This is a genomic window from Thermodesulfobacteriota bacterium (genome assembly GCA_039028315.1).
Classification (GTDB): Bacteria; Desulfobacterota_D; UBA1144; order Nemesobacterales; family UBA2774; genus CR02bin9.
This window is the reverse complement of record JBCCIH010000019.1, coordinates 1-17013: the sequence shown is the minus strand read 5'-3', so window position 1 is coordinate 17013 and position 17013 is coordinate 1. Positions and strand designations below refer to the sequence as shown.

Annotated in this window: 17 protein-coding genes and 2 tRNA genes; 10 read left to right on the top strand and 9 right to left on the bottom strand. The window is 36.2% G+C overall.

The genetic code is table 11. The features are described 5' to 3' along the window. From AAF462_02480 to AAF462_02465, 4 genes are all read left to right on the top strand, one after another. A partial coding sequence (locus AAF462_02480) for an isoprenylcysteine carboxylmethyltransferase family protein (protein ID MEM7007978.1) occupies positions 1-255 on the top strand: 255 nt, incomplete at its 5' end. Positions 256-521: 266 nt separating this feature from the next. Beyond that, complete coding sequence (locus tag AAF462_02475) at positions 522-737, top strand: hypothetical protein (GenBank protein ID MEM7007977.1); 216 nt, start codon at positions 522-524, stop codon at positions 735-737. Between the two features lie 42 nt (positions 738-779). Continuing rightward, positions 780-1202, top strand: coding sequence for a type II toxin-antitoxin system HicB family antitoxin (locus tag AAF462_02470; protein ID MEM7007976.1), 423 nt, complete (start codon positions 780-782; stop codon positions 1200-1202). Between the two features lie 177 nt (positions 1203-1379). Continuing rightward, positions 1380-1471: transfer RNA gene (locus AAF462_02465), tRNA-Ser, on the top strand. 65 nt (positions 1472-1536) lie between these two features. Here the strand turns inward: AAF462_02465 and AAF462_02460 are convergent. Further along, positions 1537-2160: a hypothetical protein gene (locus AAF462_02460; protein MEM7007975.1), complete on the bottom strand. Its 624-nt coding sequence runs from the start codon at positions 2158-2160 to the stop codon at positions 1537-1539. A 117-nt stretch (positions 2161-2277) separates the two neighbouring features. Between AAF462_02460 and AAF462_02455 the strand changes: the two genes are divergently transcribed. Further along, positions 2278-2354, top strand: a tRNA-Arg gene (locus tag AAF462_02455). Between the two features lie 76 nt (positions 2355-2430). Here the strand turns inward: AAF462_02455 and AAF462_02450 are convergent. Next, positions 2431-3135 (bottom strand): hypothetical protein, encoded by a 705-nt coding sequence (locus AAF462_02450; protein MEM7007974.1) that lies wholly within the window; start codon positions 3133-3135, stop codon positions 2431-2433. A gap of 205 nt (positions 3136-3340) precedes the next feature. Here AAF462_02450 and AAF462_02445 point away from each other — a divergent pair, with 205 nt between their 5' ends. Beyond that, the gene (locus tag AAF462_02445; GenBank protein MEM7007973.1) at positions 3341-3760 is read left to right on the top strand and encodes a DUF4259 domain-containing protein; all 420 of its coding nucleotides are present in this window, start codon (positions 3341-3343) and stop codon (positions 3758-3760) included. Between the two features lie 28 nt (positions 3761-3788). Here AAF462_02445 and AAF462_02440 read toward each other — a convergent pair whose 3' ends face one another. The 5 genes from AAF462_02440 to AAF462_02420 form a co-directional block, all read right to left on the bottom strand. Further along, on the bottom strand, positions 3789-4850 hold the full coding sequence (locus AAF462_02440; GenBank protein ID MEM7007972.1) for an oxidoreductase family protein: 1062 nt from the start codon (positions 4848-4850) through the stop codon (positions 3789-3791). A gap of 43 nt (positions 4851-4893) precedes the next feature. Next, positions 4894-5373 carry a methylated-DNA--[protein]-cysteine S-methyltransferase gene (locus tag AAF462_02435; protein ID MEM7007971.1) on the bottom strand — a complete coding sequence of 160 codons (480 nt, stop codon included), beginning with the start codon at positions 5371-5373 and terminating at the stop codon, positions 4894-4896. Further along, entirely contained in the window at positions 5370-6818 is a 1449-nt protein-coding gene (locus AAF462_02430; protein ID MEM7007970.1) for an AlkA N-terminal domain-containing protein, read from the bottom strand. The genes AAF462_02435 and AAF462_02430 overlap by 4 nt, the downstream gene beginning before the upstream one ends. 105 nt (positions 6819-6923) lie before the next feature. After that, positions 6924-7163, bottom strand: a complete 240-nt coding sequence (locus AAF462_02425; protein ID MEM7007969.1) for a hypothetical protein — start codon at positions 7161-7163, stop codon at positions 6924-6926. A gap of 168 nt (positions 7164-7331) precedes the next feature. Further along, entirely contained in the window at positions 7332-8540 is a 1209-nt protein-coding gene (locus tag AAF462_02420) for a hypothetical protein (protein MEM7007968.1), read from the bottom strand. Positions 8541-8645: 105 nt separating this feature from the next. Here AAF462_02420 and AAF462_02415 point away from each other — a divergent pair, with 105 nt between their 5' ends. Continuing rightward, positions 8646-9053, top strand: a complete 408-nt coding sequence (locus AAF462_02415) for a hypothetical protein (GenBank protein ID MEM7007967.1) — start codon at positions 8646-8648, stop codon at positions 9051-9053. Positions 9054-9159: 106 nt separating this feature from the next. Beyond that, positions 9160-10608, top strand: coding sequence for an ATP-binding protein (locus AAF462_02410; protein ID MEM7007966.1), 1449 nt, complete (start codon positions 9160-9162; stop codon positions 10606-10608). Positions 10609-10616: 8 nt separating this feature from the next. Here AAF462_02410 and AAF462_02405 read toward each other — a convergent pair whose 3' ends face one another. Continuing rightward, positions 10617-11897 carry a hypothetical protein gene (locus tag AAF462_02405; GenBank protein ID MEM7007965.1) on the bottom strand — a complete coding sequence of 427 codons (1281 nt, stop codon included), beginning with the start codon at positions 11895-11897 and terminating at the stop codon, positions 10617-10619. Positions 11898-11903: 6 nt separating this feature from the next. After that, positions 11904-13463, bottom strand: coding sequence for a DUF4301 family protein (locus tag AAF462_02400; protein MEM7007964.1), 1560 nt, complete (start codon positions 13461-13463; stop codon positions 11904-11906). Positions 13464-13694: 231 nt separating this feature from the next. Here AAF462_02400 and AAF462_02395 point away from each other — a divergent pair, with 231 nt between their 5' ends. Next, complete coding sequence (locus AAF462_02395) at positions 13695-16652, top strand: FAD-linked oxidase C-terminal domain-containing protein (GenBank protein MEM7007963.1); 2958 nt, start codon at positions 13695-13697, stop codon at positions 16650-16652. A 72-nt stretch (positions 16653-16724) separates the two neighbouring features. Further along, on the top strand, positions 16725-17013 hold a 289-nt coding region (locus tag AAF462_02390; GenBank protein MEM7007962.1), incomplete at its 3' end, for a tetratricopeptide repeat protein.

Sequence of the window (17013 nt, the reverse complement as noted above, 5' to 3'; positions counted from 1 at the left end):
GATGTCAGAAAACCAGCAAATTCAATAGTGAAAACAAGCGTGTATTCGTATACAAGAAACCCGATGTATCTTTCCCTGGTGATTCTTCTAATAGGTGTTTCCATTTTCTTAAACACATTATGGATAGCATTTATGGTCCCTCTATTTGTCATAGTTATGCAAAAAGGCGTGATCGAGAGAGAGGAAGCTTATCTTGAGCAAAAATTTGGTAATGAATATACAGAGTATAAAAAGCGCGTTCGAAGATGGATATAACGTGCAAAAATATTAAATAATCATTAACCATAGCGGAGAAAAAGACTTTTTCGACTTAAACCGCTGTAATCATTACACTATTTCCATTAAAATTGATAAAGACCTTTTAGAAGTGTGCTATATAACACACTTTAACTCAAACCCTCTATTTTGAGCCATATTTTTTCGACATATAATATACAATGATTGCAGGCATTTAAGGCCATCGCAGGATATTCATATTAAAACGGGTTGACATCATTACGTAATGATGTTATAAATAAATTGTGACAGCAGGAACAATAAAACAAAGAGCGAATCCTAATAAGATGCATAGAGGCTCACTTTACATACCCGCTCTTCTCTACGAGCGTCTTCGCCTCTATTCATTTGTTAGCAGAAAAAGCCAGTCAAAAATCATCGAGGAAGCGATAAGCAATTTCCTTGATGAGAACATGACAGGGCCTCCATTTGATAATGTTCTTATGTACGAAAAAGATTAAAAATGGGTGAAGAGGAGACTGAATTACAAAGAGGATGGCAAAATGAGAGTGAGAGAGATGATAAAGTTTTTAGTTGAGAATAAGGGCTGGTATCTTGTTCGAATTTCCGGATGCCACAGACAATTCAAACTAAGAAGCCAAAGAAGCAGACTCACAATTAATTGTAGGATGGACAAAGAACTAGCAGAAGGTGCATTATTTCACTCAATCAATCAATGTTTTGAAACACAAGAAATTATAGGAAAGGAACAATACGAATTTACCATCGAGGAGTCTTCTAACTGCTACTCCGCTTATAGCCCAGACTTGCCCGGTTGCGTAGTAGTAGGCGACACAGTAGAAGAAACCAAGGAACTTATGATGGGAGCCGTCAAGCTCCACCTTGAAGGCTTAAAACAAGAGGGACTTTTAGTTCCCGAACCCGGAAATGCTGCTACGTATTTTGAATTAAAGCAAGCCTCCTGAAGTGTGATCATATCCCACCTTGCGCAATATTATTAATTAAGATTACGGGGTCTCAAGCAAGGTGGGATATGTTTTTCTCCTCTTGCCTTACAATAATATGGAGTTTGAAATAAGATAAGAGTTAGATATTTTTTACTCATACTGGTATAATCAATCCCCTTAAATAAAAACCTATCTGGAGAGGTGGCCGAGTGGTCGAAGGCGCTCGCCTGCTAAGCGAGTAAGGGGGTTATTCTCCTTCGAGGGTTCGAATCCCTCCCTCTCCGCCACAAACCAATTGTAGTTAGACATAGTTATGCATTTGTACAGCGAATTGATCTAATTTTGTCTGGTTTTAAATTGTGATTGTATCAAATACTTTTAAGAGGAATTGTCCACTTTGGTTGGCAAAAGATAGGATTCTAGCTTCGTCATTTTCAGACAAATCATTCTCGATATGTCTAATGGTTCTTTTAATAGCTATTGAATGCCCAGGATCTTCTTTAGCATGGATCTCTACAAATCGAGATGGATAATCAATTGGTCTATGTTTTGGGAACATTGCTCCAGAAGTGTTTTCAAATAAATACGAGTGACCCAACACTCCGAGCGGAAACTCTCGGGCGCAGTCCTGAAGCATATCGTCGTAATCTGATGCCATGGGGACATCAGACAACTCAACATTTTTAACTCCTAAATTGTTAAGGTCCTCAAGCGCAATCTCAGCATGACCAAGCTCCCCTTTTGCACATACATCAAACCTCTTACTAAGATAAGGATTAGCCTCTTTGGTCATCTGGCTTGCTAAATTTACTGCTCTTTGACTTATATCTTCAAGAATATAAAAAGTCTTAAGAAATTTAATATAGACACCTTTTGAAATGTCTCCTGAGATGAGAGACTTTACTTCTGGCATATCTTCAACTTTGGTAAGGTAGGCGATAACTTCCCGGTCTAGTTTGGCTTCGAGACTATTCATGATTTGGACTATATGATATATGAATTAAGTAAGTACGCAATAGGAAAATATCACGTATAAAAAAACTCTGACATATTGATGTGAATCTGATTTTCAGTAAACTAATTAGCCCAGTGTGCGCCCGTAGCTCAACTGGACAGAGTGCTTGACTACGGATCAAGAGGTTGGGGGTTCGACTCCCTCCGGGCGCGCCAGTTTCTAAAAACTATTCAACAAATCAAAATAACTTTGCCATCTTATAACTAAGGGAACATAAATTCCCCAAGATAGTTAATCACTCCAAACAAAACCTCTTGAGTCAGTCCACGGGTTTATTCTCAAATCAGTCCAGGGATTAATCCTAACATCTGTCCAAGGGTTTATTCGTACATCACTCCATACAAATCCTCTATCATCAGCACACATATTCCGTAAATCAGTCCAAGGATTGATTCGGAGATCTGTCCATGGGTTTACTCTTAAGTCGGTCCAAGGATTGACTCGAATATCAGTCCAAGGATTAATTCTATTTTCACCACACATAGGAACTATGAAATCAGTACATTTATGATCTTGAATAACTTCAACCATTACAATGTTACTGCTACATGCACCGAGTATCGAATTTGGCAATACATTTATTGGTTCTGTAAGATGAGCTTTTTGAGAAATATTAGGATCAAAAATAATAACAGAGCTATAACCACAGACACTTTCTAAATCAGAAGCCACGTCTTCGACAGTTCCATTATCAATAAGCACTCTTGAGATCTCCGAACGGTCAATACTGGCAATATCTACTAAGCCTCCATCAGTAGCGATTATCGAAGTAGATAACGTATTACAAAATTCAAAACTGATTCCTTCTTCACTAGCAATGGATGATTCCTGAAAACTATAAGCAATAATCATCATACATGCTGCAATTATAATAAGCAGATGTGAAATCACATTCGAGCACAAGCCTATATGGCTGTTTCTATATATCGGACCCATTTTATATCTCCTTTCTAAGTTCTAAATGTTTGGTATTGGGGCTAAGTCCCTAATAACTCGACCCAAGAGTTATTGAACGATTGTACAATATAATAAATATATAATCAAGATATTCATGTACAGATATATAGATTTACTAAATATATTATTATTCTTGCTTTGATTGAAAAGATAGTATATAGATTATGATAAAAGACACTTGTGCATGGCATTTAAGGAAGACAATATTATGGGCACTTGGGGTATTACGACATTTGAAAATGACGATGCATTAGATTGGCTGCATGATTTAGCACAAAGCTCAGATATTAGACTGTTGAAAGAGGCACTTGAAGTTGATGAAGAGATTGAATCATGGGATGCTAGCGTGGCTCTTGCCGCATCTGAAGTTATTGCCGGTTTATCAGGAAGTTCTCGTGGAGAATTGCCTGAGAATGCACAAAAATGGATTAATGATAATAAAAATCTAGATATAGGGAATTTACCGGCTAAAGCTAGTAACGTAATAGATCTTATTCTTAATGATGATTCTGAACTATTTAGGTTATGGAAAGAATCCGAAGATTTTGAGGCTTGGAAAAACAATGTATTGGCTTTACAACATGTACTGAGAAACATTTCTTAGAATTTTCGCATGAATATATTTTCAGAAATCATTTCAGCATAGATCCTGCATCAACTTCTTCAGCCAGCAAAAAGAGTCCGCTGTATAGGGACTGGATATACTCAAGTGCCCTACCCTTGGCACTTGAAATGCCTTTATGGAACTTCACAGGGAACAACAAACAATATAGCGCTGCCAATTGAAAGTCTCCCTGAGCATCTTCCCAGCTATAATTGCTTACTCCATTTTCAACAAGCTTGTCATACCAAAATCTAAGATATTCAATTTGATGCCCGGCTCTTTGATCAGGGTTTAGTCCCCCGCCTATGAATCTTGCAACATCTATTGTTCCCATACTTTTTATCACAAACTGCCAATCTAATATCACAACTGCTTCGCTCGTTTTTGGCTCTCCAAAGAGTAGATTGTCGAGCTTCATGTCATCATGAGCAAGTGTTTGTGGCTTTTTTGAAATTTCCTGAATCAACCAGCGTGTATTACCCTTTAGCTTCTCGCCAATTCTAAGCGCTTTTGGGTCAATAAAATATCCACAAAGATCTACAAAAGAATCCCAGTTGTTATCAAAATCCTTTTCTACATTATTGGTGTCAGGCAACCACTCGTATTGGTTCAGCTCATTTCTATTCCAATAAGCTGCATGCAGCTTGGCTAATGCCTCTAAGGTTATGAACTTTTTTTCGTTGTCAATTCCTTCAAGCTGATCTCCAGGCTTTAGAAAGCTTAAATCTTCGAGAATCATCAAATTTTTATGGTTGGAATAATATAATTTTGGGAGCCTCATAGGAAGACTTGGAGCTATTTGCTCATAAAAGTTTATTTCTCTCTTATATGCCTCAACTTCATATTCTTTACTTCTGTTGTCTTTAGATTGGGAAAGTTTGATCACAAATGAATACGGAAGCTCATCAGGATTGCTATCATATTCGAGCTTAACTCTAACTACAGAGCTAAGCCAAGCTCTTCCCTCTGCTATATCTTCTATATAAAATTTAGTTATGTAAGATCTGGACAGTAAGCTAGACTCTGCTAATCGTTCAGATAGCCAATCAATTGTTACATCAGCGATATTCTCTGGATCTTTATTTGACATCAACGATTATATTACTTCATACAACTTATTCCTACTAAGAATATTATTTACTCTCAAAATTAAGCAGAAACTCTTTTGTTTTAAGCCCTCCGGCAAAACCTGTGAGTTTGCCGTTTGCACCAATTACTCTATGGCATGGAACTATAATAGAAAGAGGATTTTTCCCTATTGCAGACCCTACTGCTCTAACTGCCTTAGGATTACCTATTTTTTTTGCTATATCTCCATAAGAAACAGTTTTACCATATTTTATAGACCTAAGAGCTTTCCATACATTTTCCTGAAAATCTGTACCGACTGGGCGTAGGGGTAAATCAAATTTTTGAGTTTTGCCAGCAAAATAATCACTTAGTTGATTCACCGAGGATTTAAGAACTCTTAGGTTTTCATTTTTTTTCAGATTCGGAAATTTTCGTTTATCAGGTTTTTGATTAGGGAAACAAATAGCACAAAGATTGTGCTCATCTGCCACTAAAGTCAATTTACCAACAGGACTTGTCATATTAGTATAAAAATATTTCATTGATTGACCTCCAAATAATGTTTTTTAGTCTTATCACTCCACAAATGAGCTGCCAGATATGATCTATATGGCGCTGCATTTACTAAATTAATATAGGGATGAGTATTCAAACTTCGTCTTAATACGAGATCCTCTTTAGGAAATATATCAGGCTCCCCCAAAGCTCTAAGTGCTATATAATCTGCTGTCCAGGGTCCAATTCCTTTGATTGAGACTAGAGCTTCCCTAAGATCCTTATTCTCTAATGAAGGGTCTAGCCTTATATCGCCATTTACCACTTTTGTAGATAGCTGATTTATAGCTGATGCACGCATTTTAGTTGTACCAATATCATCTAATTTTGCATTACTTAGTACTTTTGGCGTTGGAAAGAGCTTTATTTCGTTGCCAGTCCATGGATTCGTAACAACTTCGCCATATTTTTCTACAATACGGCCTACCAATTTTCTTGCCTGGGCAAGTGATACGAGTTGTCCAAGTATTGTACAAATGGCTCCCTCATATGCATCCCAAAATCTAGATAATCTTAGGCCCGGATTTCTTTTGATAAGTTTATTTAGTTTTCTATCAGATTGAAAAGCATTTGAAACTAAAAGCGGATCAGTGTTTAAATCAAACATCTGTCTTATGTTTTGAGTCAGTGGATATAAACAGTTGTAATCTAATGCAGTTACAGTCACCAATAATACCGGTTTTTCTTTTGAGTGCGTAACTTTAATTTGTCCTAATGTTCCATATTTGCTGAATAGGCGAAAATAGGATTGATCTTCAATCTGCTCAAGACCAGAAATACTATGTTTAGAGTAAAAGTTAAGATGATCAGACCATGAAAAAGGCGGGCGGTACGAAAGCTCCAGTTTTATTGCGCTTAATTCATTTTGTGCTCTTGATTTAGACTTTCGAAGAGCGGACGGTGCTCTAGTAAAGCGTTTTTTAATCGCATCGTTAAAACGCCTTATTGATGAGAATCCAGATGCAAATGCTATCTTAGAAAACGGCAAATCTGTTTCTACGATTAGCTTTCTTGCAAAGTCGAGCCTGTTTGTATCCGCTATGCTTTTAGGAGTTCTGCCAATTTCATCTAGAAATAGGCGTCTTACATGTCTTGCGCTTATTCCTAGGACGTTTGCAAAACTATCCTCATCATATTCATAGAAATCAGCTCCTAACAGAATGTTTAACCCGCGTTTTACTATATTGCTTTTCCCAAGCCATGCAGGTGAGGATGGAGCACTTTCTGGATGGCAACGAAGACATGGTCTAAAACCTGCACTTTCAGCTTCTATTGCTGTATCGAAAAATCTGACATTCTCCCTTTTCGGCTTTGCTGGGCATATCGGTCTGCAATATATCCAAGTTGATGTAGAGCCTGCAAAAAACTTTCCATCAAACCGGTAATCTCTTGTAAGAATTGCCTCGTAGTAAATATCTTCTTTTGACTTCATACTAGGAATATACATGGGTTACTAGAAGAATGCTCGCCATTTTCGGACATGGTCGAAAAATTCAAAAGATTAAATTTTAAGTTTATTTATAATCAGGAATTTATTCTAGAACAGTTCTTGCTGAGCATCTTCTAGCAGGACTCTTTTTAAAAGACCCTTGCCTTTAATAACTGCCTTTTCTTTAATATTCTCAAGATCACTTGAATCATTAACTATAGTAAAGGTTAAAGATAGGTAAACAGGATCTGAATCAAAGTCCACATCTTCCATCTCAACGCTCAAATCAACGACGAAAGACTTTTCATCATCCGTAAGTGTTATATTTTCAACTTTGTATTCTATCAAAACATAAACTCTCTATGATAACAACCGGCTGTATTTAGGAAATAAATCTTTATATATTACTTTATTATTTGTACGCAAATTACTGTAGTAACAATAAAACAGGAACTATATAGTTGATTATAAAAGGTATGCCCAAATATTGCAATGATTTGCATTTTGATATACTGATTAATTCTGAGAATAATGCGTCTCTAATGTCATATTATAATTATTACTTTTAAGCTCAAGTAAAACTTCAGTGCGCTCTGTGTCCCATTTGGACTTATAACTCAGATGACCAATATAGACTGCAAATCCATGACGCTCAGGCTTATCCTTGTATAAAGAGTTTAACCAGTTTTCTTCATGTATCTTTGGACTACCAAATTTTCTGGATATAAGATTTTTTTGATTTTCATATTCTTTTAAATAGCGGTCTTCCTCTGAATTTGGTACTACTATTAAGTATTGCCCCATGGTTAGACGATTAGCCGTAAAGATATATTCGGTATGTGCGATGTGGCCGTTGTTATTATGACTGTATCCAATTGAAGTGGGGGATTCCCAATTTGGATTAGATGCTTCAGCTTGAATGACCTGTTCCCTGGTCATGCCCCATCTAGCCTTACCAAAATCAGATGCTATATTTAAAGCCGGATAACTCTTATCATTAGGTTCTAATTCAGGATTTATTGGTTCTTCGACAACCAGTTCTTGATCAGTGTCTTTGGAAATTGAACTATCATTATCATCTCGACCATCATTAGCTACTAAACCTTGATCCAGTTCTTGTTTAGGAATTACATCTTCAGCCTTTTCTTCTAGGTCTATAGGCTCTTTAGAATCAGTTTCGTTAATTACTTTCTCTGATTTTTCGTTATTAGCAGTTTCTATTTGGCCTTGGCCTAATTCCATATCCAGATTTGCAAAGTCAAATGGTTTTTCATCTTCAATAGATACTAAGATATTACGTCCTGACCGAGACTCAAATAGCCACTTAGATATTTCTCCTTGAGGATAAACTATTTGTACAACGCTTGGATTATTTTCGTCGCTAATAATTGTAAATCGGCAAAAAACTCCCTCGTCAGCTCTACTTAACTCTGCATTTATAACTTCCCATTTAAGAACAATTAAACTTGGTAAAACAACTTCTTTAAATTCTTCAACATATGAAGTATTATTTGTTTGCTGATTTATTTTTTGTACAGCTAGCTGTTGCAAATTTTTTTCTATAGAAGCTCTGTCTATATAAGAATAAAAACCCTCAACATCACCCAAGCATGCCCGAGTTCTCATTTCTTGGGCTATATGTACCGGAGTTTGCTCTTCTATCTTGCAAGCGAAAAGAGCTGATACTAATAGGATCACTGTAAAGATATACTTTTTATTCAACATGGAATTTAGCTGCATTAAATAAATCATAAATCCTCGTTTACAAAATATCTACAAAACCATATTATAATAGAATTATGTTCAATGGTAGGAGTGAGAGCAATTTTAATGAAAAAAATTGAACTTAAGATAAACAAAGCCAACTACTACAGTTCTACAATTAGTTTGCTCAGACTATTATCAATACTTACACTTCTTTGTTTAGGTGGCACTTTAATTTTTAGATCCACATTACAAAATTTTATAGAAGAATATTATATTAAAGGATCAACATTATCTCTTTGGATATCGGTAATTGGATCAGGGCTAAACTATTACTTTCTTTGGTCTAATTATAAAAAGAGTATTCAAACTTATGGTCCTGAAGAACATAATGAGCCAGAATCAATAAAGTCTAAGCGTCTCTTTGGTTCCTCTAAAATAGAGTATATATCTATTGCTATTTCAACAGTCATGATTGCTTTAGGCTTGTGGTTCGGAGCTGTTTTTCTAGTATTTGGACTTCTAAATCCATAATTGTCTAAACCAAATAGCAAATACTAAATTTGTACTTCTACAAACTTTCCCATTAAGATATAGTTTAATAAATAATTCTTGAAATTTACATTGCGCACAAAAGAGTATGAGAAGAATAAATTTACAAGCTCATTTTGAAGATTTTATTGATAATCCTGGATTCAATCTTAACCATCCTAATAAGAATCAAATTTTTTTGGATGATATATATATATTTCCTGACATTAGAGATGAATCTAAGCTGGTTAACAATTCGAGTATACTTCTGGATATTTGGAGCAAAGAAAAAGCAATAATGATTGTTGGCTCACAAGACTCGGGCAAAACTGCGCTAGTAAAAGCCTTGATTAGAAACTATCTGAAGATCAATAAATACCCAATATATATTGATGTAAATGGAAAAAACATAGAAGATTTTAAAACTTTTTTGAACATAGTTTACAGTAAATTTGAACAAAGTTATGACGCAGATAGTTATAACTACATAAAGGATCAAAGAAAACACGAAAAAATACTTTTCATTGATAATATAGATGGTTTAGAATGCAGTAGCAATGTCTTAACCGATCTATGGAACAATCTAGAAAACATATTTTGCCATATTGTATTAAGTGCAAAGCCCCATTTTGATTTTACTGAAATTAATCAGAATATAAGTACATATGAAATCATGGAGTTTAATGCTGAGCGCACAATAGATTTAATTCACAAATGGCACAATATCTCAAAAGATGAAGATTATGATTTGCAACAAATAGAGCATGAGATCAATAAGAGTATTGAGATAATTGATACTATAAGAGAGCACAACTTAGTACCTTCATACCCAATATTTATTTTAACAATTCTGCAGCATGATCAGCAGCACGAAGCTAACCAAAGAGCAAACCAAGGTTCATACGCAAACTACTATGAATATATAATAAAGAAATCTCTGAGTTCATTTATTGATGATGATCAGGATGAAAAATATATTGATTTACTTTCAAAACTTTCATTCTATATGTTGGAAAATAAAAAAGATTTTGTAGGACATGAAGATTTAGTAAATATCCACAACCAAAGCCTTACCAATCAAATTGCGATTGATCTAGTACTAAAAGAGTTAATCAAATCCAATGTCTTAGAAAGCTTTGATCTCAACTACAAATTTAAAAATAAATACACTTATCATTATTTTGCGGCTAATTACTTATCAACCAATACAAATACTGATGAATATGAGGGAATCATTAAAGATCTGTGCGCTAACATAAATGATGATGATTCAGCAAACATTCTGCTATTTATCACACACCTTTCAAATGATAGCTTTGCAATTGATGAGGTTAAGAAAAGAGCAAAATCAGTTTTATCTGAAATTGAGAGCATATCTATAAATAATGATTTACTAGAATTAGACGATATGATTCAAGAGCTCTCAAAACTTGGAAGCAAAGATAAAAAACTAAAAGAAGAAACTGTGGAATATATGAGTGACCTAAGCCAAGAAGCTATAAGACATAAAATACGCTATGCTGTAAACCTAATAAGGATACTAAGGCAGAATATATAAATGAAAAATCAATCCGTTATAAATTTATAGTCAATATAATAAGGCAAATTCATATCTCTAAGAGCATTGCCAAGTTCAATGCTGCAGTCCACGGGGAATTTATCATTACTACCATTATTCTCTAAACTACCGTAACGGTGAGTCAATTTCCTGGCTGCGACCTCATCACCACTAGCAAATATTGACAAAAGCTCATGCGTAATTTTGCTAAGTGATTGTTCTAAAATATTTATATCTATGAGAAATTTATTACTATTAGCATTGTATTTAATTGCCCCAGAGTCCTCAAAATATCTCCATGCTATATATGCAGAAGCTGAGTCCGGATGATTTGTAATGTCCCCTCTTCTTATATAGCGCAGCATTTCAGCTACTGTTAAGAAGTATATCTTTTCAAGTAATCCCTTATCCAGCAGATCATTTCTATAGAGCCTAAATGAGTAAAGGGCAATTAAGTCTGACTTGAGCTCATGTAGGATCATATAGTCTCTATCAAACTCTGTCATTTTCTGACCAAGTTTATCTTCTCCAATAAAGTGTCCAACATCATGTCCCCTAAGCCAGACCAACAATAGGTCTGAAATTTCCGAGTCAGACAGTTCGTCTAAAAGCTCTGCACCTTGTACATATTTTTTTACTATCTGCATTGTGATAGCTTTAAATCGTTCTGAATAAAGATTTATAAAAACAGTCATATTAGACAGTGCAGAGAGATTTTCAGGACTATCACCGGAGTAAAAAATACAGATTGGTTTATGTTCGATATCAAGTGCGCCTGATAAGCTAAAAACCTCTAAGCATTTTATTTTTGGTGCTTTATCAACAATTGATTCAGTTTTATTTGCCGACAAACAACCAAGTTCTTGGCACAGTAGTTCAAGTTTAGAATCATAGCTATTTAGGACAGTTTTATATTTTTCATTAATAATTCCGGCAACTCCTGCGTAGTAGCTTGAGCTAGCACCTTCAGACACAAATATTTTTCCTATTATCAAATCTATCTCATAATTATTTAAGGTTATGGATACTGGATAAAGATCAAATATCCCCTTTTCCAGATTTTGTATGTCTCTATCTAATAAGACCTCAATATCAGTTGACGTAGAACTTAAAAGGGCCGGTATTTCTTTCCAGATTTTTCTTTCATCTCTTGGTGTCAAAGTCCCGCCAGACTGTAGATCATAAAGAGTATTAATTTTTAACAAAATTTGAGAGAATGTTCTTGATAAGTTTCTAAGTCCCTCTGGAATTTGAACGGATAGATTAACTAAAACAGTTTTTCTTCTCATCAATAATTACTCACTGTTTTGATGCTCATCCCTAAGCAGATCTAATACCCCCTTTACAGGGTTAAAAGTAATAAGTGGCACTTCTATAAAAATGCTTATCCAATCGGCCATAGCTCCATTCCATAGACCGGGAAGCTCAAGTGCTTTCAGCTCTCGTCCGTCTTTAGATTTATATGATATAAAGCCCATATCTGTGTCTACATATTTTCTTAAATCAAAGGATGTACCATTATAGTCTTTTAACCCGCATATAAGGTCTACAGGATTGAAATGAGTTGATGACTCCCAGATGGCTTTTTGCTCCAAAGACTCAAGATTTACCTGTGCCGACTCTACAATCTGCCTAGATACTTGGCCACGCGAAGTAATCCAAAATGGCCCTCCTCCTGGTTCCCCCACATTTTTCACAACGCCGCAGACCCTGAGCGGTCTGTTTAACTTTGAAAATGCAAAGTCTTTTCTCCTCTGATTGGGCCAGCCGCTACTGCCCTGTGGCAATTGAATCTTTAGCTGATTTTGCATGAATGCATCTATCTCTTCTAAAAGCTGATCACTAGAAGTTTCACCATCAAGTCTCTTCAAATATTCGAATATTTTGGCTTGTATATCTAAGAGATATCCCCCAAGGGCTTTTTTATATGAGTATGTTATTTCCTTTAAGCGGTCTGGCACTACGTTGTCGATATTTTTTATAAAAGCGATATCGCAATCCAGATCATTTAGGTTTTCGATAAGCGCTCCATGACCTCCCGGCCGTAGAACTAATCTGCCGTCATTATCGAGAAATGGCTGATTATTCATATCAACCGCTAAGGTATCAGTAGAAGGCTTCTGGATTGAATAGCTTATATCAAATTGTTCATTATCATCTTTATAAAGTCCTGATTTCCCGTTAATTAGAGTCTTAACCCTATCCATATGTTCAGGAGAAACTGTAAAATGAACACGGCACGTTCCATCACCAGCTTTTGAATACACTTTAGCTTCGACTAAGTGCTCTTCAAAAGCCGTCCTTGCTCCATTTTCATATTTGTGAAACTCTATAATACCTTTGGGAAGATTAGAATAATTAAGACCTTTTGCTCCAAGGGTATATTGTGCAATCTCTTTATAGTTACCTTCATTTAGTAGAGTCTCTAAATCAAGACCATCACCAGACAAAGATGCGATTAGATCATCAAGAAAGGCGAATTTTTCAATATTGTCTATAAATTTTAGAAAAATATTCGATTCTTTTGTATTGTCGTTTATTAGATCATTTTTGTTCACGTTATCTCGGATGCTAATTGAAAGAAGTTCTTTAAACATACGACTTGCAGCACCTGAGGCCGGCACAAATTTTATTACATTTTTATTTACTGATTCTTGATCGTAAATCTGAATATATTTTTCTACGGAATCATCGATGTTTTCAATTCCGTCTCCGACAGTACAAGGCCTTAATAACTCAGTATATGGAATTCCATTTTTAAATGTCTCTATTTGTGATAGTGCGATTTCTTCATTTATGCCTTTTTGATTTAGCTGAGATATTATTTCTTCTGAGATCTGTATTTTGGGACTCATAATATTCTCCCTCGTACTATTTTGTTTTTATAATAATTCTAATTGTATACACATATATTCCAAGGGTGCTAACAAGATATTAACAATTACGGACAATTATAGAAAAACGGCATTAGGGTTTACGCAACTTCTATAAATATACATAATCTTATATTACAATAGTTCAGCCTGGATAATAAAAATTGTGTCTGAAATAAAAAAAGTGTATATATAGCTAGGGAGGGTTTACTAATGAGTTCAAATGGCGCCTCGAATAACTTTAATATCCAAACATCTGATTGGGAAAAATTAAAGCAGCAAATCTCGGGGGATCTATATCATAGCCATAAAGTACGGACACTCTATGCTACTGACGCTTCATCCTACAGAATGCTCCCCAGTGCTGTAGCTCTTCCTAAATCCCATGAAGACATTAAAAAGCTAGTAGATTTCTCAATAGAAAAAAATATTCCGCTCACCCCTAGAGCGGCCGGAACTTCATTGTCGGGCCAACCCATTGGCAGAGGCATTGTAGTTGACGTTGGACGTTATCTGAATCAAGTGCTTGAAGTAAATAAGGATGAGAAATGGGCCCGTATTCATCCGGGTGTAATCAGAAATGAACTAAACGAACACTTAGAGCCCTATGACCTTTTTTTCGGACCCGAAACCTCAACACAAAACCGCGCCATGATTGGCGGAATGATGGGTAACAACTCATGCGGGGCTAACTCTGTAGTGTATCGTGACAGCAGAACACACTTACTAGAGGTTAAAGGATTTTTAGCTGACGGCTCAGAAGTAGTATTTGGAGAGCTTACAAAAGGGGAATTTGAGGCTAAATGCAGTGGTGATGAGAGTCTTCTTGAAACCAAATTATATCAGCAAATAAGAGATATTTTATCGGATGATGCTAACCAAAAGGAAATTCAAGAGAACTTCCCTGATCAAAAGATCTTTAGAAGGAACACTGGATATGCTCTTGATGTTCTTTCTAGAATGGAGCCATTTAAAGAAGGTGGAGAGCCATTTAATTTCTGCAAGCTAATTGCGGGCTCAGCTGGAACACTTGTTTTTATAAGTGAGTTAAAGGTAAACCTTGTAGACCACCCGCCTGCTCACAGAACCCTGAGCTGTATAAATTTTAAAACTTTAGATAGTGCGCTGAGAGCAAATATTGCTATATGCCAGCATACTATCATGTCCTGCGAGCTAATTGACGACTATACGATAGAGTGTGCAAGAGAGAATCCACTATTAAATGAAGAGCTTTTCTTTTTAAAAGATAAGCCAGGAGCGGTACTTATTGTCGAAGTTGCTGGTGATACCCAAGAAGAATCTAAGCAAAAGATAGAAAAAATTATTAACGACGTAAAAGAAGCAGGTTATGGATATCATTTTCCAATAATTACAGGAGAAGATGTAGATCATGTCTGGCATCTACGAAATGCAGCTTTAGGAGTTGCATCAAACGTTGAGGGAGACGAAAAACCCGCAACAAATATTGATGACTGTGCAGTGTCTATTGATGATCTACCAGATTTTATCCAAGATGTAGACGATCTATTAAAGAGAAACAATCTTCCAGTTATGTACTACGCTCACGCTAGTGCGGGTGAGCTTCATATTACTCCTTATTTCAATACAAAAACCAAAGAGGGAATCAAGTTATTTAGAGATATAACGCTTGAGACTGCCAAAATAGTTAAAAAATATAAAGGCTTTCTCTCCGGTGAACACGGGACTGGATGGCTCAGGGGAGAATTCACTGAGTTTATGCTAGGCGAGAAAATTTACGGCCTAATGAAGGAGATAAAAGCAACTTGGGACCCACAAGGTATTTTCAATCCTACAAAAATTGTGGATGCACCAAGAAATAATATAAATCTAAGATATGACGAGGGATATAAAGAACCTAGTTTTGATACTGTGTTTGACTGGGGCACAGAGGGATTTGTGCGCCATGCTGAAAGATGTAACGGGACTGCAGAGTGTCGAAAAACAGAACATGCCGGTGGTACAATGTGTCCATCTTATATGGCTACTCGTGATGAACGCCACGTCACAAGAGCTAGAGCGAATATGCTAAGAGAGATATTCACCCGCTCATCCGAGGTAGACCCTTTCCAGAGTGAGGAGATTCATGAGGTCCTTGATCTGTGTTTATCATGCAAAGGCTGTAAGTCCGAATGCCCATCTGATGTAGATATAGCAAAACTTAAGGCTGAGTTTTTGCAGCACTACTACGACAAACACGGTGTGCCTATGCGCTCAAGGATGATTGCGAATTTTAATATGTTCGCAAAATACAATTCCATTTTCCCTCAGGCCTACAATTTTATGTTCACAAATTCTATAACAGCACCTATTATCAAAAAACTCACTGGATTTGCTCAAGGACGGTCCGTACCCCCACTCTCACTGCAAACAGTCAGAAATTGGTACAAAAAGAACAAAAGTTCATTCACTTCAGGTGATAAAGGCAAAGTTTATGTTTTCTGCGATGAGTTTACTAACTATCTAGATGCAGAGATTGGCATAACTATGATTAAGCTTCTCGATAAACTTGGTTATTATCCACAAGTCATCGAACACGATGAAAGCGGCAGGGCTCATATCTCTAAAGGCTTAATACGTGAGGCCAAGGTCATAGCCAATAATAATCTTAGAATATTTAAAGATCTTATCTCAGAAGATACCCCACTTGTTGGAATTGAACCTTCTGCAGTGCTCAGTTTTAGAGACGAGTATCCAGATCTGGCAGATCCGGATGTGAAAGAAGCTGCTAAGGATATTGCTAAACACACCTATATTTTTGATGAGTTTATATCTAACGAAATTGATAAGGGCAATATCACATCAGATATGTTCAATGATCAGGAAAGACAGCTAATTTTTCATGGCCATTGTCAGCAAAAAGCTCTAACCACCCTAGATCATTCAAAGAAAATGCTATCAATACCAGAAAATTATAGTGTGGATATGATACCATCTGGCTGCTGTGGAATGGCAGGATCATTCGGATATGAGAGCGAGCATTTTGATGTATCCATGAAAGTAGGTGAGCTTGTACTGCTACCAACAGTTAGAAAGCACGGCGAAGAGGTGATTGTCGTAGCACCTGGAACCAGCTGCCGCCATCAAATTAAAGACGGTACTCACCGCCACGCCCTTCACCCAGCACAAGTCTTGTGGGATGCTTTAAAATAGGTCCTGAAATAACCAGTGGATAGGAGCTAATATTAATCAAATATTTGAAATAATATGCTATACTTCGTCCAAATGAATAAGATAATACTACTTATAATATTAATCTTTCTGCCGCTAATCGCGGTTGCTCAAACCTCTAAAGAATACACGGAAAAAGGGTTTGAGCAGTATATGCAGGGCAATATAGAAAAAGCTGTTGAAAATTATAATAAAGCAATCCAGGCCGATAAGAATAACATAGAGGCATACTACTTAATGGCTGCGGCCAATCTCACAATGGGACAACCTGAACAGGCAATTCAAAACTATTCCAAAGCAATAGATATTGATAGCAAGTATAGTCAAGCTTACGCTGAGCGAG